The following is a 16,002-nucleotide window of genomic DNA, read 5'->3' as shown; positions in this document are numbered from 1 at the left end:
ATATAGATTAGATAGTATGTTGTGTGTGCGTGTGTTATGCGAAAATGTAAATCCCTTGCAAGGATACTAACGAACTTCCTGATGCATCCCTAAAATTAAAGGTTGCGCTAAATTGAGTGCCAGGGGCACCTAACGGGGATGGATAAGGGTCAATTGACCAACCGACGTAATAAAAAGCCATTCTTCGCTTTCCGTTTACTGGCGTTACGTCTTTCAAAACAAAGGTTGTCAAAGATGGCGTATTGCTGGCAGACATCAAGTTTACTACTTCAACATCAGCTATATTGCAAGTGTAGTCGTTGTCAAATTCAACAATAAAAGCGTGCTCAAAGGTTGAACTAGTAACCCTTTGTTGTTGAAGTATGGTGAAGTCGTGATTATTGGGATCCCCGTAACCAGCAACATTAGGACCGAGGCCACCGATACTTGGCAAGTCTGTCCCTCCGCAAGCCGTAAAAACAGGACTGGGATTCAAGTGCGCTCTAATCTCATTGATTAGTGAGATGTCAGCGGTGGTTAATGATGCAGAGTCCCAAGGCAAGCTACTAACAGTGCCCAATACAATATCAAACGAATCCTGCGTAAAAGGAGTGCTCAAATTCTGCTCCAAGGCCGTTTTCATGTTGGCAATGGTAACGGGTGGCGTCAACGTACGAAACAACTGAAATGCCCCTATGGCAAAACAGGTTTCTACTTCGTTTTCTCCTTGATAAGCTACTGGTAGCAACATTTCTTGTGTGTTTTTTTTTGCATTCAGTAATGGCAGCATCTGCCTTTTGGCAGGAAGCAAACAGTGTGAGCGATGCGACTACAATTAAAGCATTCTTGCCAGATAGCGCATGTGCTCGTATGGTCTTTAACTCTTCCTTGGTGTTTCGGCCTTCTACTTGAGATCCAAGCGTAAAAAGGTCAATAAGCGCACCGATGCCAAATACACCTCCTGTAAAAAGCCAAATCAAACCTTTAATCGGTTTTCCTAGATAAAAATGGTGGAATCCAAGCAGTCCGAATAGCCCGACAATCCAAAGCAAGTAAGCTGTTCCTTTTGATTTCATTGAAATTGAATTGTAAGTATTAATTAAAGTGATTAATTGGTCTGCATTTTATTCGTATAGCGCAAACCTTGTATGGCGTAACGCATGGCGTCCATTGCGTCGTCTTTGCCTATTTTCTTGTCTGGTTCGTTGGTCAATTCCCCTGTCATGGGATCTTTGAGGTATTTGTAAGACTGCTGCTCTAATCGAAACGCTGGATTATCGACTATGCAGAGGTCCTCAAAAGATTTGACCAGAGCAATGCCATCTCGGACGCTGTTTGGTCCTTTCCTAGCGGCTATTACTCTTTTATACCCCAATCTACGCAAATGAGCAATCGTGTCAGGGCTCGCGGCATCTGCCATGATGAACTTCTTGCTTTTCTTGAGATTGCCCAACCCGTGCCGTTTCGCGGCTTTTTCTATTTCTTTGGCGATGTCTGGGGCCAATAAGCCAGTAGCGTAGAAAAGCAACTGTACGTATAATCTCCCATCAGACACCACGCATTTAACAAAAGCCGTTTTGCTGTTGCTAAACCCAAAGTCAAGCCCATAGGACACATCCGAGCTCTCTGGCAATTGATCTACCCATGTAACATTTGGGTAAATTATAGCTTCTGTGCTTCCAGTTTGACCATTGATGTAAACCTTCCGCCACTCTGGATTGTGTCGCCCCTTTGCGATAAGCTCACGCTTAGTCTTTTCGTCAACCCCAGGATTATGCGTGAAGTTGGAAATACACAATTGCACGTGACTTTTGCCGTGCATCTTGTGATGATACCAAAACGGAGCATCTGAGTTATAATCTATGATCGTACAGACCTTAGAACGAAATTCTAATTGCTCAGCAACTGCCCATCCTATGCCATTTGCCTCGTTAACAAATGTAATATGGCGTTTGCCGCTTTTAGCGTCCTGCCCATCCTTGAACGAAGCAAAACCAATAGTAGCCCCATTGTTAAAGGTAGCTATTTTATCTGTCTTGTTGTATTTGTACTCAAAGATAGGGCGCAGTGCTGGTGGAAAGTCATCAATAATGGCCCGTATAACGGACTCAAAATCTTTGATGGCTCCTTTCTTTAGGTTGGGTACGTCTTGACCAACTATCAAAATAGACAGCGGCTCCCTTTTGCCTTTCTTATTGTAGTACTTGTAAGCAATTGCTGCAAATACAAGCGCTTGGATAATGGAGTAGGTCTTTCCGCTCCATGTTCCCCCTTGATGTGCTAAGAACGTTTTCTGTCGCTTCTTCTTATGCGGATCAACCGCAAAGATAAAAGCCAATGTCGTTACAAAGACGACGCTTTCTTTAATCGGGTTGTCTAGTAACAGTCTCCCCGAATCAGAAGGAGCCCGCTCACCCCATGTTTGCAATGCGCCACTTTGCGCTGTATTACTCCTCTTCATCTTTGAGAAGGTCTTCGTGCATCTCATCCAAGTCTGGTGCTAAATCCTCGGCTTCTTGCTCAGAGGTGGCTAATTTGGCGCCTTGTAGTACTTGGGTGCCGATGTTTAAATTTACATCTGGTATACGGTCTCCTGACTCGTCAAAGTTATCAGGATTCAGCTTCCATTCGCCTTTGGATCTGTTTGCGAGCATCCATCTCAAACTATTTGCATCTGGCGCTTTATAGTATGCCTCTTCCCACTCTTCTACTATTTCCTTTTCTTGTATTTTCGTGCCGTCAGGCAAAACCGAATATATCTTCCTAACAGTTTTTTTAGGTATACGCTCTACATGACCTTCGGCTACCTTTTTAAGATTGCCTAACAGAAAAGGCACAGATACCTCTTCCCCTTTTTGTATAGCCTCCGCAAACTCCAAAAAATTTAGCTTCCATTGATAAAAAGTCGATTCCGATATTTCAAGAGTCTCGTAGATTTCACGATGGGTGCAACCCTTTGAGGCTAACTCCTCAGCCCTTTTGGCATAGGATTCATTGTATTTTGACGGACGCCCAAGTTTAGCCTTCTTTGTGTTCTCGTCCATCAATCATGTTGTTTTTAGTCTCAGTAAAGTTTCTGTAAAAAGCTATGTTGCTTTTCAGGATCGTATTAAGCTCACCAAGTTTGCCAAACTCATATTTTAGCATGGGCAACTCAAAACCAATTTGGTCTCTTATGCCCTGACAAGTGCTATCAAAATGAGCTTGAATAAGTTCTTTGAATGCTTGCGCATTGCTTGGCTTGCCATTTTTTATCAAAGTCAGTATGTCAAGATCTTTGCCAACATCTAAAACATCATCTACGATCAACTTACTAAAAGCTGCTGGGATGGACATCTTACGAACGACCAAAAAAACACTTCTAAGTAGTGTTATATGATCGTAGATTTGCGTCAATTTCAGAATGGTTTTCTTGGTGAAACTTTTCATAATGATAGTAAATCTACTAAAATTAATAGTAAAAAGAGAATTTTGCAAACAATTACTACCTAACACCCTATCAAAGTGATCTCTGTTCTAGGATTTAAGCCGTACCATTTTGAGAGATGGTTGCACTGTTGAATGAGTGCATCGTCTTTGTAGACGAAGGGAAACCCGTCTTTCTTGTCACCCAAGCAATCGAGTGGGAGCTTGTTCAAGTTATCCATTACGTCTGGGCGAGTGGTCTTAGGTATGAGGCCACCTATTTTAAGCCATCGACTTTTGCGTTTGTGCTTGAGCTGGGCTTTGGTCGGTGGGTGGATGTAGCACACGCTATCAACACATACCCAATTCATGAAGGGCTCAAAATCTTTCGGCAGCTGCTGAGCAACTTGGTAGCGAATCAACCACTCCAAGTCTTTGTATTTTTTGGGCTGGTAATGGCGTCCATTTTTACCAGACCGAACGGATTGCTTGGCGACGGGGTCAATGTCCAGAATTATGGTGATGCTTCTCATGATTTACGGATAATCGTCTTTAGGTGTCCCTTGGGCATTATCTGGATCAAATGGTTTTGGGTCATCTTCACAGAGCAACATGCCCCAATGCAGCAGGATAACCCACAGCAAATGAATGATGCTTCCCAATATCCAGAACGCCACACCGAGACCCAAGCTCTTTTTAAAGGATTGCCCCAACATCTCGTAGTAAGTGCGGCTGCTCGACGCTATCTTGTCTCGGTACCACTGTCGGTTTTTGCTCTCTTCTTTCTGTGACTGGTAATCGTCTAGTACTGGCATGATGGCTGTTGATTCCTCCTGAAAATGGCATCGTCTTTCCCTTCTCACAAAAATCGGCTATTACATAGTGGATAAAGGCGTACTTTGTAGGATGCACAAAGCAACGATTTGAAGGGCTGTGAATGCGAATTTCAGGCATTATAAAATTATCATCTTTGGACATAGTGAATTGTTTAAGACTGGGACCACACTACTAAAGCCGCGACAGCAATCAGTTAGGCGCGGCATCAGTCTGCTGTAGTCTTTCATTGATTTCTTTGTTAGTGATTAAGCCAAATCTATATTTATACCTGTAACACAAAGGAAATTCATTCCAGTAATTTGAAGTTCGTTTAAGCGCCTCAAGGACTTGCACTGTTATGAAAAAGTCTTTATCGCCTAAGGCTACTAAATCGCCGACCTGTGGATAATAATTGAAATCCGCATGAATCAATTCACCGTCATAAGGCGGGGCGGTCAAAGCATGTGCTGCCTTGTAGCCTTTCTTTTTGAGAAACCTAATCCAATCGGCGTGCTCTTTTTGGCGTTTTAAGATATGGTCCACGAACCCCTGAGCGCGGGCGTCATTCACTTTTAATCCACTCAATAAATTCTCCTTCATTGCTTCTTGCTTGATGCACGTCCTTCAAAATCCAACTTCACCCAAATCACCGCACCTTGAGGAATGTTATCACCCCCCTTGATGTGCTCTTCCATGCGTATTACTCTAGGCATAATTACTATATTTAATCATTAACACCGCCCTCGCCTCTCTTAGAAGCGCACTTTTGGGCGGTTTTCTTGTTTGAATATCTTGCATAAACTTCCTCTATCCATTCCTCGCGATCGAGCGTATTTTGCCTTGACTCAATCAAAAGCAAAGGAAATATGTACTCCCAAAACAAACCCTTTTCCCCGTGCTCCCAAATAATCTTGCCCTTTATGTTCACTCCAATAAAAAGCAATTCTATCAATTCTCCCTTATTGGGCTTTAGTGGATAGTAGATGTGTATGTCGTCAGCCGTTAAATCGTCGAAAAAATAAAGCCATATTTTATAACCATCTATGCGGTCGCATTCAGATTGCTTTATGCTGCCCTTGTAGTGCCAAAAATAGCAATTGGGCTTGTATCGCCCATGCGAGTAATAAAGATAAATCGGCTCCGACTCATTAACAAGACTCTTGAAGTTATCTTTTTCTTCGAAATGAAACACCAGCTCATTGAGATAATTCATGCTGCTGGTTGGTTTAAAAATCGTTCAACTTCTTTTTTCATCAATTCGTGAGCTGCTGCAACTCTTTCTTCTATTTGGTCGCAAGCCTCTTGTATTTGCTCCACCTCGATTACATGTAAGGCCCTGTGAGGACATTTTTCAGAATGCAACAGCCTTGGATCAAAGCTGCACCAATAAGCCCCGTCAGCTCGCATCAACCACATTTGATGGATTAATTGCCATGCCTTTTGTTTGTCGAATGCTAGCAGCTCTTCGAGTGTGTTGATTTGGCAATGCTTAAAGTGATTGGTTGGATTGTACGGGCACTTGTATTCCGCTGGCATACCATCAACCACATCATCAGGGGAACCGCCCGTTGGCAGCGACTCAGACGCAATGAACTGCAAATCTTCATCATCCTTAAACAACAACCTTGGATGCAAGTAGGTCTTATCGAACTGCTCTGCTGCGATAGGCTCCCACTCCTCACCCCATTGGATTGCAAGGCTTGACGCAGAAGGCGACGGAACCCCGTAGCACACCTCCTGAGCTTTGGCGGATATATAGGTCAATCCAGATGCCGAAAACTCCGACTTGGAAGATCTGGGTTTTTGCATCAGCTTGTAAATTTCGGATGAAGTAAACTTGCCGAGGCGTAAATCGTGCCACTCCTGAGTCCTTTGCTGCCCATAATAGAGCACCCTATCCTTTAGCTTTGGCAATGGCATCTTGTATGGTTTTTTGCTGTTGAGCTGTTGGCTTGTAGTGCTTGAGCAGGGCGTCCATGCCCTTGGCAATGGCAAACTTAATGGCATCAGGCATGTTCTTTTCTCCTATCGGCTTTGGGCCATTGGATTTATTCGCTGTCTCCACATACATTCTAAAGCGGATGCCCCCTACTTGCTTTTTCCCAAAGGTTACACCGTGTTCTATGTATAGATACACCTGCTTGCCTTTCCAGTCCTTGGCGTGCGGAGATTGGAAAATTCGCTCAAGCTGCTGGAATTTTTCCGTACCCAACAGCAAAGGCAACACCTTGTGTTCTTTGAAAAATAGAGCTGGCTTCTTTTCTTCTACCCCACGATGGGAGATAGTAAGCTTTTTGATATCCTTGATGGTTACAAGCAGACCATTTTTAGTGAGCCGGCCTTCATCATTGAATACCTCAAAGTGGTGCTTCCCCAAGAACTTACTTTCCATATAAGTCTTCCAATGCAATTCTGGGTTTATGGATGCTGTCGTTACTTTCATGATGCTTCTCTATTTTAAAAACGAGGGGCTTTGCTGCGGACTCCACCCCTCTAACACAAACTTTATTTCTTTGCCTTGATTAGCTTTTGCCTCTTTCTCGTTCACCCGTACTGGCGTCAAGCCACATATGATATACTTGATTTTCCGAGTCACTATGCATCGAAGACCTCCACAAGGCCTTGGTGGCATTCTGAGCAGCTTTGTGCGAGTTGAATTCAAAAGGCCAATCATCCAGATTTTCGTCCGTTACCACTAAAGTGTTGCCCTCAATTCTCGTGTGAATTGGACCCTCTGCCTGAACAAACTTATCTTGCTCTTTGAAGGATTTTTTGCCTGTGTAATAGATGTTAAAAATAATTCTCATGCTACTTCTGCTTTTCCGTTAAAAAATAGGGCGGCAATCACTTGAGAGGCGACCACCGCCCGAAAACTCCATTTATAAAAACCTAAACCAAATTCTAGTGGTCCCGCTCGGACTCGAACCGAGGACCACCCCGTTATGAGCAGGGTGCTCTAACCACTGAGCTACGGGACCAAATGCAAGCGGGTAGACCACACCACTTAAATGACATATCCTTTGGTTAAAGAAAAATAGAATAGTCGAACCCGCTTGCTGTTTCTTATTGCTTCTTTGCCTCGGTTGTAATTGCTGTTGACATGGTTGTATCTTAATTGTTCTAAATGTATGCTCTATTTCTATCTACTTCTACCCGAACTGCTTGAATACTAGCAAGGTCTGAGGGGTCGGGTAATCGTATTCCTGCTTCCTTAGAAGACCAGTTCAAAAACCGATCAATAACCAAGCTACATTCCTCTTTGGTCAAGTCCGACCAGCTTCTAAGATCAGGCCGCATCTCCCCTGTCTTTCTATTGGCACGCTCTGTGACAAACACATCAGGACAAACTAGGCGCTTTACAATCTCCTGCTTTACATAGTCGGTTGTTTCTCCGTATTGCAGCGCGAAGTAAGACACGATCAAATGGAAGTAGCTGTTTTGACTTAAGCTCTTCTTGCTCTTGTCGGTCAAGTCTACCAAGGCACCGCGCTCGTATAGCTTCGCAAGGCGATGCTTGAAACGGTTTTGGTCTACTATGTTGCTTAGGTCGTAGAGCATTGCTTTGTTATTAGTTGCACGGGCTGGACTCGAACCAGCGACCTCTGGGTTATGAGCCCAGCGAGCTACCAACTGCTCCACCATGCTATTTTGCTTGCTACACCCATGCGGCAACTTCTTCGCTCGCATGGATCTCAAATCACCACGAGACACTTTCCCGTGGTGGCCGCTGGTTAATTATTTTCTAACATTTTCAAAAAAGTATCACCACCAAACTGCCCATGAACAAGTTTTTTCACTTCAGCCAAAGGCATTTCAAGTGAAGAAATATTTCTTGTTCTTAAAAAATCAAGACATCCAACTTTACAAGCCCCTGTAATTAGCCTATACTGAGCAAGCGAAACAAACCCAGTCCTTTGTATCTCCTTAATGATTTGGGAACAATCCGCTGATTCTTGCATTATTTTAAACCTACAATCTTCAACAGCCTCTTTTAGAGATAACCCATGAGCTGTAAAGCCTTTCTTCTTAGCAACAAACCTTTTTCTGGCTCCTCTGGCATCACCTAAGCTTTTCATACCTATATAGGTACACAAGTAAATAGTGTAACCATTTACTTCCCTAGAACTATCAACAGACATTGCGTTCATGTCAACATTTATGATAGGTCTGCCATCAAGCAAAGAAGTAATGCTCGTGCCTCGCAAATACAGAGAGCCACCTACATGCAAGCCATCAGGCAAAGAAGTAATGCTCGTGCCTCGCAAATGCAGAGAGCCACCTACATGCAAGTCATCAGGCAAAGAAGTAATGCTCGTGCCTTGCAAATCTAGATAGCCACCTACATGCAAGTCATCAGGCAAAGAAGTAATACTCGTGCCTTCCAAATCTAGATAGCCACCTACATGCAAGCCATCAGGCAAAGAAGTAATGCTCGTGCCTCGCAAATCTAGAGAGCCACCTACATGCAAGTTGTTATTGATAGTGCAGTGCTTGCATCCAATGCTATTAAGGATTGACAAGAACTCCTGCTTTATTTCGTTACTAGTTTCCATAATTCTGTTTTTTACGATTCTCAAATCACCACGAGACACTTTCCCGTGGTGGCCGCTGGGTGTTCTGGATGCCAACATTGCGGCTGTGCTGGGCTTGTTGCACGCTTTTACGTGACTGACAAATAGTATGTCTTCACTTTACTCTTCTTTAGTCTTTAGCTTCCACGCGCGAACACGACCTACATCACACATCTTCACATATCGCCCTGTGGTAAGTAGATCCAGCGCAACGGACTCGCGCACTAAAGTAGGCTTAGAGCCTTTTTTATTGCATCCGTACCAGTATCCGTACTCTTGAGAAAGTTCATTGAAATACTCTTGAGACCTCTCATAAAAAACATCCTGTTTATGGTCTTGCGAATGCTCTAAATAATCTTCCATCTGCTGTTTGATTATAGGTTCAATGTAATGCTATTCAATAAACTGGAGTAGCTTCTTACAATTACTAATCAATCCCATGTTGTGAATCAGGCACTGATCAAAAAAATCAAACGAAAAAGGCATAAAACCCGTGACTTCATAGTAGCCCATATAAAAGGCATCAACAGTATTTTGCAGAGCTGTTGTGATTTCATCGAAGTCAGCAGAAAAAGCCTTATTGATAGACTCAGAATGGTACTTAACCTGATTCTTAAAGGAGGGCGCTTTCATGGCATCCTCCAAACTCTGCACCTTGCGAGTAAACATACTAATTTTCAAGTCTGTAACCCATTCGTTTAATTGTTCTGTCGTTGGCATCTTTAAAAATTAAGTCTTTTTATCTAAATATAACAACTTTAGCCCTAACCGCACTAGGCAGCAGGGCAAATTTTTAATTCAGGCAAGGCAGTAGCCACACCATGCACACAAGGCGCACAGCGGAACGTATGAACCTGACCACTCGGCTTCAACTCGGAAGTTAAGCACACTTCCACATCGTCAAACGCTACGTCGATAAGCTCAGCGATAGCATCCCAATTGTCTTCATCAACACTGTCAATGTCAACACCAGCAGCCTCTGCCAATTCTTCTAGATCGAAAGAAGCAGTGGCAGAGCGAACAAATTCCGCGTCGCTAGTTTCAACGATACAACGAACATAGCCGTGGCGCACGTTGATAAATTCAACAAATGAAAGCGTGTTATCATCTTGGGCGGTGGGTGCGATGTGTTGCTGAGTAGTCATGATGCCGTTGTTTTGTGTCTCTACCTGATTGGTATGTTACAAATGTACGGCATTGTTTTTTATCATCCAAATTTTTGGATGACTTTGTTTTATTTTTTTAGATCTAGCACCATTAAATCTTCATTAACATTAATGCCTAACCACCCACAAATCTCGATATACCTCATCCGATTTAGGTTAGAGTTGGTTTTCCATGATCTAACTATTATTCTATAAGAGACACCTTCTGGCGGTTTTTGGTCTTCTAAGAATTTCATCCAACCTTTCTTAAATTCTGAACGCTTCCTAACATACGTATAGTCGTTCAATCCATAATTTGTTAATAACGGCTTAGACAGCGCCTTTATGGCATTGCACAAGTCTTCTGTTGCTTTCTGTTTCATAATTCTCTGTTTGTTTACACTATAAAGGTAATCCAATTTTTTGGATAGGTAAACTTTTCTGCAAAAATATCATCCAAAAATTTGGATGATACTGAAACATGCCCTATATTTGTATCAACAACAAACCACAACACAACTACACAAACAACAAATCGTCATGACTACCACAGCACAACACATGCAAATAGCAAAAACAATTCAGCAACAACTAGGCGGCAATCGCTTCATCGCCATGACAGGCAGCAAAAACTTCATGGCTACACCTCAAACAGAAAAAGCATTTGCAGGACTGCGCATGGACCTAAAACCGAACCAAAGCGGCGCTAACCGTTTGCACATCTACTACAATACGCGCACCGATAGCTACGACATGTACTTTTACAAAGGAACCCTCAATAAAAAAACCTTCGATTACAAAATAACCAAAGAACAGCGCTTTAATGATGTCTATTGCGACCAATTGCAGTGCGTTTTTACTCAAGTGACGGGAATGTACACAACGCTAGCACCTGTACTACTTGCGGGGATTTAAAGTGGATTGTTTCAGTATGCTAACTGGCATAGAACACACGATTTTCTAACTTTTCAACGATGTTATCATGGAAAACAACAATGACAACATCACTCCAACCAACTACCCAACCATTATTGGCTACCTCTTAGCCGCATTACTAACAATAATTTTATACACCATGTCCGAGGCACAAACAGCACCGCATCAAGCACTAGACGACACTTACCAGCAGTTGATAGAAATCAACAATAAAAACGCACACAGACCAGTACACGCCGTAGACTTGGATGCCCCAAAAGGGGCAGTAGCTCAATGGGTTTACACCAACAAGAGACTTCAAGCTATCGCCCACGGTGCTGGCTTGCAATACTGCCTGATGCAGCAGTACGAAATATTTATTGCAGAATACCCCAACGAATTACCAATAGAGTACCTGCACTCTAGCGGATACTTGCACACATTGGGAATCCAACAAGGGAAATTCGTGGTACATACTTATGCTCGACGCCCAGAGGACTCCCTGCACCCTGCCACTCCAATTGACACAACGTTCCTGGATGACTTCATTGAGAAACACGAGGATTCCTATTGGTGGATCGTCCACCCTCAGAAACGTTTCTTCTAGATTACATGCAGGATTTTATAAGTTTTCATTAACTTAGGAATCCTGCCAACCTATCCATTTCCTTGTATAGGTTATCCCACTTCCTTTTTCTTTTTCTTGTTCATATCCCTAAAACCATAAACAAAAACCATGAGTGGATTTGTCAAAATAATGCGATCAGTTTACGGAACATGGGTGCATGGAAAGGACCACTATTTCCGTGCATGGGGCGATATTTTAGCCCACGTGAATTACGAAGAAAAGCAAATAAATGTAGGTGGTCAACACCTAATTTGCCGAGAAGGACAGGCGGTTTATTCCCTCGATAGCTGGGTGGAAATATTTAATTCAAATAAGTCAAAAGGGTGCTATAAGTGGAATAAGAACAAAGTTAGGCACTTCTTAAAATCCTTAAAATCAGATGGATACATAGACTTAGAAGGCATGAAAAACACCACAATTTTAACCCTAAAAAAAACACACGATTTCCACACGATTTCCACACACCAAAACACACACCAAAACACACGGACAACAACCGAAGAATCAGTTGGTTATGAAGGCTCGCCACACACCAAAACACACACCAAAACACACGATTCCCACACGATTTCCACACCAACTAAAGAAAGAAGAATAAAGAATAACTCTTTTAAAGAAAAAGATAAAAAAGAAAAACCCGTAAAATCCAAGCAGGACGCAGAGCCAAAAAAAGTTGCGCGAAAAAAAGGTAATGTTTGGGATGGTGTGGAAGTGCCCCCTGAGTTTGATGATGAAGTTTTCGCCGCTTTCCTTGAGTTCATGCGCTACAAGCAAGAGCGCAGAGAGCGCTACAAATCTTCTAGAAGCATCAAGACCCTTTTCAAGCAATGGGCGAAGGCAATTCGAGAACATGGCAAGCAAAACTTAATTCTATCCATTGAACAGACTTTTGCAAATAATTGGAGCGGAGTCTTCCCCAAAAATCACACAACCAATGCACAGCAGCGATCTAACAACACAGGACAACAATCAAGCAGCGTTACAGCCGACCTCCTTAACGAGTTCTCAAGCGATTACTATCAGCTCGACAGCGAAATTGACGGAGGCCAGCATTGACCAAGTGGAGAAAATCGTACGAGCTAGCGCTTCCAACATGCGGAGCACCCTCAAGTCTGGCAACGCCAAGTCGATGGCTCGGCAAGACACACTCCTCAAAGCCGCGATCACGCAAACCTTGAAAGCCTTCACGGGCATCAACTTTTCAGCGATGCAGGATCTGGTTCTAGTTGGGCGCGGGGAAGACGGGGCTCCAATCAAAAAATCAGAGGCTTGGCTTTTTGTCTCGGAATGCGCCGACTTCATCAAAGAGCGTTTTCCAATGCTTGCGGTTCAGGAAATCAAAGAAGCGTTTTCCCTTTGGGCCTCGAAAAAATACGATGCAAATTGCACGGCCTACGGTGGCCGCCTTCCAATAGGCGACATCGGGAATGTGCTAAGCGCCTATCTCAGGTTTAGAAAGTCCGTGCTGGGCACCTACAGCCAGCAACTCGATTTACTAGAAGCTCGCAGCAAGGACGCAGAAGCTGAGCAGAAGAACAAGCAGGCCCATGAGCACGTCTTGAAGGAGTACCGCGCCATGGTTGAGCACTTCACCCAAACGGGCGACTTGTCAGAGATTGAAAAGCACATCAAAGCATTCTGGGGTAAGATCCTAGTGCAAGAGCTTGGGGTGATTGAGTTCTCCCAAGAAGAGAAAGCGGATATCGTGCAAGAGGCAAAGGCTTTTGTCAAAAAACAGACACTCGAAAAGGCCAAAAATCCAGATTTGCCCAAAAACGAGCGGGAAGATGTTCGCAAGATGGTCCATTATTGGCAAAAGAAGGCTGATTTAAGCGCGTTTCGTGACAAATACGACCCCAAGTCCATTGAATCAATTTTAAAGCCCTTAGAAGACGGATTTAAGGAATCGAGTTTTAAGGACAAAGTTGTCCAAAAGTATTCGACGCTGATCGTGCTTAAGGGGATTATTAAGGAAAGTTTGAAAAAAGAGTAACATGGAAATGCAAGAAGAAAACCTAGCAAAAGGAATGCATGATGGAGAAGTGCTATGGGTTTGCGACCTACGGTATAGGGATTATGCAGACAAGCCGATTAGACACATCAAGCCAACAAAGGTGTTGGTGAGATCGAACAAAAAGCTAGAAGGCAAGAAGAAAATATATTACAGCGACAGCCATTTTGTTGCCTTTGGCAAAGGCGATAAGCTAACCAAGAAAGTCATTGCCCTATTCGATAACACAGGATACAAATGGCGTACAGGCACTTCCCTTCGTTGTTTTGATAACGAGCAAGAGTGTATAAAGTGCTACAATCGGCAAGTGAGGGATGCTGTTGCTGGGATGATCGTGTACAGGGATTATGTCTTAGCAGATATTAATCAGAAAATTGACAAAACCACTAATCTAACTATACGACCATGAACAGAGAATTATTTGACAACGCTCTAGCGCTTATAGCATCCTTTGACGAGGCAAGCGTCGAAATAGGGCGCATGCAAATTGAGACACAAGGCACAGATGCCCAGAAAAAACACGCACAAACGCATCCTTATGTTTCTTGGCTGATGAATGGGGATGAGGACAAGATTGATCACGCGCTAGGCTTGCTGTTTTATCAGGACAAAGCAATGCAAACTAGAGTGGCAGGGCGTGTTATTGAGTGGTTTTATGAGTGGAGTGCGGGCTCTATGGGAAACGTACAGGACACCAAGGAAATGCTTGACTATATAGACTTTCTGCTAGAGTGGGAGCCTTATTTTTACTGCGAGCTACAGGGAATAGCAAGTGATAGAACTTGGCACCTATCAGAAGTGTCTTTTTTTTGCTGCGACAAGGATAAGAGCAACTATACGCCATTTTTCTATGAAGATGCCCCGAATAAAAAGTACGAACATTGGGTCGAACTTAGCCCCGTGCGCATAAACACCAATAGCGATTGCCTTACAACAGAACTTTGGGACGCAATAAATACGGGGCAAGAGGTATTCCTGAGCAACAAAGGCGAGGCTGTTAGGGTGCTTCTCAGCGAATCAATGGATGAGCTTGATGTAGATAATCAGAACAATAAATTGAGGATCCACGAAAAGGAATGGATAAGCCTACCATTTTAAAATCAATAAGAATCATGAACAGAGAATTATTTGACAACGCAAAAGCACTGGTTGAGTCCAGAAAGATTGAGGCCGTCGAGGTCGCCCTTCAAACGGTGTATGGTCAGGGGACGGATGCGCAGAAGGCAGAGATTGAGGAGATGGCTGTTGTGTTGATGATGGTCAATCGCGACAAGGGTTGCATTAAATGGGCGAAGTCGCGCCTCGAAAGCACTCAGTTTGTAAACAGCACAGTTGTGATTCACTCCATCGCATCTTTGCTGCTTAAAACATCCCAACAAAGTCTGAAATGCAGCTTAGAAAGGATGAAGGATCTCTGTGGCATGTGGGACGCTATGAGTAGATGCGAATTGCCCGAAATGATTGATCTAGTGCTTGAGGGTATCATGATCCAGAGAATCGTTTGCTACTATGAATTAGTGATCACTCAGACGAAAGGCTCGTGGAACTGGAGCTTTAAGCCTCACCTGAATACGCCATTGGGAAAGGTTGTCATAATCGACAAAGTAGGCTGGATTGATGACGATATAGATGTTGGAAGCATAGCTTTTTTGTGTCGTGAAGTTTTGGATCACATGCCAAGCTATGTAAAAACCGAGGAAGGCTACACCCTCAAGGTTGAGCCGCGACAGCAATGTATTGCTTATGTGTGTTTTTTAGATGGCTCACAATTAGAAGTAAGCTGTTAGAATAACCATTTACCATTCATTACCACGTTTACCGTTCGGTAATAAAAAGTAAACAAAAACCGCCCTGCTCCAAATGACCCAGCGCGATCTTGGACGGGATAATGGAGAATTATGAGTGAGTATATCAACGAAATAAAGCAGCTTATTAAAACGGGCGAACAAGAGAACATTGCATTGGCTGAACAGCTTTGCGTTGGGCAGGGGCTTGACTTTATTCGCTTGGCCACGCCTTTTGTGATCAGTGCAATACACGAGCAAGAAAAGCCACACCTTGCCTATGTGTTGTTTGAAGCAATGCACCAATACCACCCTCAATGCCGAAATTACCTAAAGCGAAAGCTATTGAATCTGTACAATTCCTCGGAAAATTTAGAGCAGGTGGCTAAATGGCACGGCCAAAACTCTAAAGCACTAAGACACAAGTCATACGTTGAGATCAATGACATTTCATCAGCTTACATGGCTTATATAAGTTGCCTTATTGATTCATGCAGAGCCCTTAGCGATCAGCTGGGAAATTGGAATGACTTTCCACTAGACGAGTCAGACGTTATAGACTCATTCAAATAACCAACCATGATAAACGCACAACGACAACACATCGACCAATTCTACGCTACGCCACTAGAAGTGGCACGCAAAGCCTTAGAGGGCATTGACCTAAAAGGCATCAAGACCGTACTAGATCCAAGCTGTGGCACAGGCGCCTTCTTGGACCAACTGAGGATCTATCAAGGCAAGTACT

The 16,002-nt window shown here is 43.4% G+C and carries 26 protein-coding genes and 2 tRNA genes; 8 read left to right on the top strand and 20 right to left on the bottom strand.

The window, feature by feature from the left end; translation table 11 throughout:
- Nucleotides 1-34: 34 nt before the first annotated feature.
- The 20 genes from HRT75_RS06135 to HRT75_RS06040 all read right to left on the bottom strand — a co-directional run bounded on the left by HRT75_RS06135 (nucleotide 35) and on the right by HRT75_RS06040 (nucleotide 10,299).
- The gene (locus HRT75_RS06135) at nucleotides 35-622 is read right to left on the bottom strand and encodes a hypothetical protein (RefSeq protein WP_291183913.1); all 588 of its coding nucleotides are present in this window, start codon (nucleotides 620-622) and stop codon (nucleotides 35-37) included.
- Nucleotides 567-1,055 carry a TM2 domain-containing protein gene (locus HRT75_RS06130; protein WP_291183911.1) on the bottom strand — a complete coding sequence of 163 codons (489 nt, stop codon included), beginning with the start codon at nucleotides 1,053-1,055 and terminating at the stop codon, nucleotides 567-569. Before HRT75_RS06130 ends, HRT75_RS06135 begins: the two co-directional genes overlap by 56 nt.
- Before the next feature lie 32 nt (nucleotides 1,056-1,087).
- The gene (locus HRT75_RS06125; RefSeq protein WP_291183909.1) at nucleotides 1,088-2,440 is read right to left on the bottom strand and encodes a terminase large subunit; all 1,353 of its coding nucleotides are present in this window, start codon (nucleotides 2,438-2,440) and stop codon (nucleotides 1,088-1,090) included.
- Nucleotides 2,427-3,023: a hypothetical protein gene (locus tag HRT75_RS06120; RefSeq protein ID WP_291183906.1), complete on the bottom strand. Its 597-nt coding sequence runs from the start codon at nucleotides 3,021-3,023 to the stop codon at nucleotides 2,427-2,429. Before HRT75_RS06120 ends, HRT75_RS06125 begins: the two co-directional genes overlap by 14 nt.
- On the bottom strand, nucleotides 2,998-3,408 hold the full coding sequence (locus HRT75_RS06115; protein WP_291183904.1) for a hypothetical protein: 411 nt from the start codon (nucleotides 3,406-3,408) through the stop codon (nucleotides 2,998-3,000). Before HRT75_RS06115 ends, HRT75_RS06120 begins: the two co-directional genes overlap by 26 nt.
- A 59-nt stretch (nucleotides 3,409-3,467) precedes the next feature.
- Entirely contained in the window at nucleotides 3,468-3,917 is a 450-nt protein-coding gene (locus HRT75_RS06110) for a RusA family crossover junction endodeoxyribonuclease (protein ID WP_291183902.1), read from the bottom strand.
- A gap of 3 nt (nucleotides 3,918-3,920) precedes the next feature.
- Entirely contained in the window at nucleotides 3,921-4,199 is a 279-nt protein-coding gene (locus HRT75_RS06105; RefSeq protein ID WP_291183899.1) for a hypothetical protein, read from the bottom strand.
- Between the two features lie 211 nt (nucleotides 4,200-4,410).
- The gene (locus HRT75_RS06100) at nucleotides 4,411-4,800 is read right to left on the bottom strand and encodes a hypothetical protein (RefSeq protein ID WP_291183896.1); all 390 of its coding nucleotides are present in this window, start codon (nucleotides 4,798-4,800) and stop codon (nucleotides 4,411-4,413) included.
- A 124-nt stretch (nucleotides 4,801-4,924) separates the two neighbouring features.
- Complete coding sequence (locus HRT75_RS06095) at nucleotides 4,925-5,413, bottom strand: hypothetical protein (protein ID WP_291183894.1); 489 nt, start codon at nucleotides 5,411-5,413, stop codon at nucleotides 4,925-4,927.
- A complete protein-coding gene (locus HRT75_RS06090; protein ID WP_291183891.1) occupies nucleotides 5,410-6,120 on the bottom strand; it encodes a YqaJ viral recombinase family protein in 711 nt (236 codons plus the stop codon). The genes HRT75_RS06095 and HRT75_RS06090 overlap by 4 nt, the downstream gene beginning before the upstream one ends.
- Nucleotides 6,095-6,643: a hypothetical protein gene (locus tag HRT75_RS06085; RefSeq protein ID WP_291183887.1), complete on the bottom strand. Its 549-nt coding sequence runs from the start codon at nucleotides 6,641-6,643 to the stop codon at nucleotides 6,095-6,097. The genes HRT75_RS06090 and HRT75_RS06085 overlap by 26 nt, the downstream gene beginning before the upstream one ends.
- A gap of 79 nt (nucleotides 6,644-6,722) precedes the next feature.
- Nucleotides 6,723-7,007, bottom strand: a complete 285-nt coding sequence (locus HRT75_RS06080) for a hypothetical protein (protein ID WP_291183884.1) — start codon at nucleotides 7,005-7,007, stop codon at nucleotides 6,723-6,725.
- A 98-nt stretch (nucleotides 7,008-7,105) separates the two neighbouring features.
- Nucleotides 7,106-7,178 (bottom strand) — tRNA-Ile (locus tag HRT75_RS06075).
- A 142-nt stretch (nucleotides 7,179-7,320) separates the two neighbouring features.
- On the bottom strand, nucleotides 7,321-7,758 hold the full coding sequence (locus tag HRT75_RS06070) for a hypothetical protein (protein WP_291183881.1): 438 nt from the start codon (nucleotides 7,756-7,758) through the stop codon (nucleotides 7,321-7,323).
- Between the two features lie 14 nt (nucleotides 7,759-7,772).
- A tRNA-Met gene (locus HRT75_RS06065) sits at nucleotides 7,773-7,845 on the bottom strand.
- Nucleotides 7,846-7,931: 86 nt separating this feature from the next.
- Nucleotides 7,932-8,753 (bottom strand): hypothetical protein, encoded by an 822-nt coding sequence (locus tag HRT75_RS06060; protein WP_291183879.1) that lies wholly within the window; start codon nucleotides 8,751-8,753, stop codon nucleotides 7,932-7,934.
- A 138-nt stretch (nucleotides 8,754-8,891) separates the two neighbouring features.
- Nucleotides 8,892-9,134 (bottom strand): hypothetical protein, encoded by a 243-nt coding sequence (locus HRT75_RS06055; RefSeq protein ID WP_291183876.1) that lies wholly within the window; start codon nucleotides 9,132-9,134, stop codon nucleotides 8,892-8,894.
- 30 nt (nucleotides 9,135-9,164) lie between these two features.
- Nucleotides 9,165-9,491 carry a hypothetical protein gene (locus tag HRT75_RS06050; RefSeq protein ID WP_291183873.1) on the bottom strand — a complete coding sequence of 109 codons (327 nt, stop codon included), beginning with the start codon at nucleotides 9,489-9,491 and terminating at the stop codon, nucleotides 9,165-9,167.
- 53 nt (nucleotides 9,492-9,544) lie between these two features.
- Entirely contained in the window at nucleotides 9,545-9,916 is a 372-nt protein-coding gene (locus tag HRT75_RS06045; RefSeq protein ID WP_291183871.1) for a hypothetical protein, read from the bottom strand.
- A gap of 89 nt (nucleotides 9,917-10,005) precedes the next feature.
- Entirely contained in the window at nucleotides 10,006-10,299 is a 294-nt protein-coding gene (locus HRT75_RS06040; RefSeq protein ID WP_291183869.1) for a hypothetical protein, read from the bottom strand.
- An 85-nt stretch (nucleotides 10,300-10,384) separates the two neighbouring features.
- Between HRT75_RS06040 and HRT75_RS06035 the strand changes: the two genes are divergently transcribed.
- The 8 genes from HRT75_RS06035 to HRT75_RS06000 all read left to right on the top strand — a co-directional run bounded on the left by HRT75_RS06035 (nucleotide 10,385) and on the right by HRT75_RS06000 (nucleotide 15,827).
- Complete coding sequence (locus HRT75_RS06035) at nucleotides 10,385-10,831, top strand: hypothetical protein (RefSeq protein WP_291183866.1); 447 nt, start codon at nucleotides 10,385-10,387, stop codon at nucleotides 10,829-10,831.
- A gap of 67 nt (nucleotides 10,832-10,898) precedes the next feature.
- Nucleotides 10,899-11,438, top strand: coding sequence for a hypothetical protein (locus HRT75_RS06030; RefSeq protein ID WP_291183863.1), 540 nt, complete (start codon nucleotides 10,899-10,901; stop codon nucleotides 11,436-11,438).
- A gap of 129 nt (nucleotides 11,439-11,567) precedes the next feature.
- Nucleotides 11,568-12,515, top strand: coding sequence for a hypothetical protein (locus HRT75_RS06025; protein WP_291183861.1), 948 nt, complete (start codon nucleotides 11,568-11,570; stop codon nucleotides 12,513-12,515).
- A 4-nt stretch (nucleotides 12,516-12,519) separates the two neighbouring features.
- Nucleotides 12,520-13,452: a hypothetical protein gene (locus HRT75_RS06020; protein ID WP_291183859.1), complete on the top strand. Its 933-nt coding sequence runs from the start codon at nucleotides 12,520-12,522 to the stop codon at nucleotides 13,450-13,452.
- A gap of 1 nt (nucleotide 13,453) precedes the next feature.
- Nucleotides 13,454-13,879: a hypothetical protein gene (locus HRT75_RS06015; RefSeq protein ID WP_291183856.1), complete on the top strand. Its 426-nt coding sequence runs from the start codon at nucleotides 13,454-13,456 to the stop codon at nucleotides 13,877-13,879.
- Nucleotides 13,876-14,568: a hypothetical protein gene (locus HRT75_RS06010; RefSeq protein WP_291183854.1), complete on the top strand. Its 693-nt coding sequence runs from the start codon at nucleotides 13,876-13,878 to the stop codon at nucleotides 14,566-14,568. The genes HRT75_RS06015 and HRT75_RS06010 overlap by 4 nt, the downstream gene beginning before the upstream one ends.
- A 14-nt stretch (nucleotides 14,569-14,582) precedes the next feature.
- A complete protein-coding gene (locus tag HRT75_RS06005; RefSeq protein WP_291183852.1) occupies nucleotides 14,583-15,257 on the top strand; it encodes a hypothetical protein in 675 nt (224 codons plus the stop codon).
- 111 nt (nucleotides 15,258-15,368) lie between these two features.
- A complete protein-coding gene (locus HRT75_RS06000; RefSeq protein WP_291183849.1) occupies nucleotides 15,369-15,827 on the top strand; it encodes a hypothetical protein in 459 nt (152 codons plus the stop codon).
- Nucleotides 15,828-16,002: the final 175 nt, after the last annotated feature.

This window comes from Gilvibacter sp., from assembly GCF_013214815.1.
GTDB lineage: Bacteria > Bacteroidota > Bacteroidia > Flavobacteriales > Flavobacteriaceae > Gilvibacter.
This window is presented reverse-complemented; position numbering and strand designations above follow the sequence as displayed.

Bases quoted from the DNA above. Each gene is read 5' to 3' on its own strand.
- HRT75_RS06055 (WP_291183876.1), bottom strand. From the start codon at position 9,134: ATGGAAGATTATTTAGAGCATTCGCAAGACCATAAACAGGATGTTTTT.
- HRT75_RS06130 (WP_291183911.1), bottom strand. From the start codon at position 1,055: ATGAAATCAAAAGGAACAGCTTACTTGCTTTGGATTGTCGGGCTATTC.
- HRT75_RS06015 (WP_291183856.1), top strand. From the start codon at position 13,454: ATGGAAATGCAAGAAGAAAACCTAGCAAAAGGAATGCATGATGGAGAA.
- HRT75_RS06080 (WP_291183884.1), bottom strand. From the start codon at position 7,007: ATGAGAATTATTTTTAACATCTATTACACAGGCAAAAAATCCTTCAAA.
- HRT75_RS06095 (WP_291183894.1), bottom strand. From the start codon at position 5,413: ATGAATTATCTCAATGAGCTGGTGTTTCATTTCGAAGAAAAAGATAAC.
- HRT75_RS06070 (WP_291183881.1), bottom strand. From the start codon at position 7,758: ATGCTCTACGACCTAAGCAACATAGTAGACCAAAACCGTTTCAAGCAT.
- HRT75_RS06120 (WP_291183906.1), bottom strand. From the start codon at position 3,023: ATGGACGAGAACACAAAGAAGGCTAAACTTGGGCGTCCGTCAAAATAC.
- HRT75_RS06115 (WP_291183904.1), bottom strand. From the start codon at position 3,408: ATGAAAAGTTTCACCAAGAAAACCATTCTGAAATTGACGCAAATCTAC.
- HRT75_RS06060 (WP_291183879.1), bottom strand. From the start codon at position 8,753: ATGGAAACTAGTAACGAAATAAAGCAGGAGTTCTTGTCAATCCTTAAT.
- HRT75_RS06000 (WP_291183849.1), top strand. From the start codon at position 15,369: ATGAGTGAGTATATCAACGAAATAAAGCAGCTTATTAAAACGGGCGAA.
- HRT75_RS06110 (WP_291183902.1), bottom strand. From the start codon at position 3,917: ATGAGAAGCATCACCATAATTCTGGACATTGACCCCGTCGCCAAGCAA.
- HRT75_RS06045 (WP_291183871.1), bottom strand. From the start codon at position 9,916: ATGACTACTCAGCAACACATCGCACCCACCGCCCAAGATGATAACACG.
- HRT75_RS06085 (WP_291183887.1), bottom strand. From the start codon at position 6,643: ATGAAAGTAACGACAGCATCCATAAACCCAGAATTGCATTGGAAGACT.
- HRT75_RS06125 (WP_291183909.1), bottom strand. From the start codon at position 2,440: ATGAAGAGGAGTAATACAGCGCAAAGTGGCGCATTGCAAACATGGGGT.
- HRT75_RS06100 (WP_291183896.1), bottom strand. From the start codon at position 4,800: ATGAAGGAGAATTTATTGAGTGGATTAAAAGTGAATGACGCCCGCGCT.
- HRT75_RS06090 (WP_291183891.1), bottom strand. From the start codon at position 6,120: ATGCCATTGCCAAAGCTAAAGGATAGGGTGCTCTATTATGGGCAGCAA.
- HRT75_RS06135 (WP_291183913.1), bottom strand. From the start codon at position 622: ATGAAAACGGCCTTGGAGCAGAATTTGAGCACTCCTTTTACGCAGGAT.
- HRT75_RS06005 (WP_291183852.1), top strand. From the start codon at position 14,583: ATGAACAGAGAATTATTTGACAACGCAAAAGCACTGGTTGAGTCCAGA.
- HRT75_RS06040 (WP_291183869.1), bottom strand. From the start codon at position 10,299: ATGAAACAGAAAGCAACAGAAGACTTGTGCAATGCCATAAAGGCGCTG.
- HRT75_RS06030 (WP_291183863.1), top strand. From the start codon at position 10,899: ATGGAAAACAACAATGACAACATCACTCCAACCAACTACCCAACCATT.
- HRT75_RS06105 (WP_291183899.1), bottom strand. From the start codon at position 4,199: ATGCCAGTACTAGACGATTACCAGTCACAGAAAGAAGAGAGCAAAAAC.
- HRT75_RS06050 (WP_291183873.1), bottom strand. From the start codon at position 9,491: ATGCCAACGACAGAACAATTAAACGAATGGGTTACAGACTTGAAAATT.
- HRT75_RS06010 (WP_291183854.1), top strand. From the start codon at position 13,876: ATGAACAGAGAATTATTTGACAACGCTCTAGCGCTTATAGCATCCTTT.
- HRT75_RS06025 (WP_291183861.1), top strand. From the start codon at position 11,568: ATGAGTGGATTTGTCAAAATAATGCGATCAGTTTACGGAACATGGGTG.
- HRT75_RS06035 (WP_291183866.1), top strand. From the start codon at position 10,385: ATGATACTGAAACATGCCCTATATTTGTATCAACAACAAACCACAACA.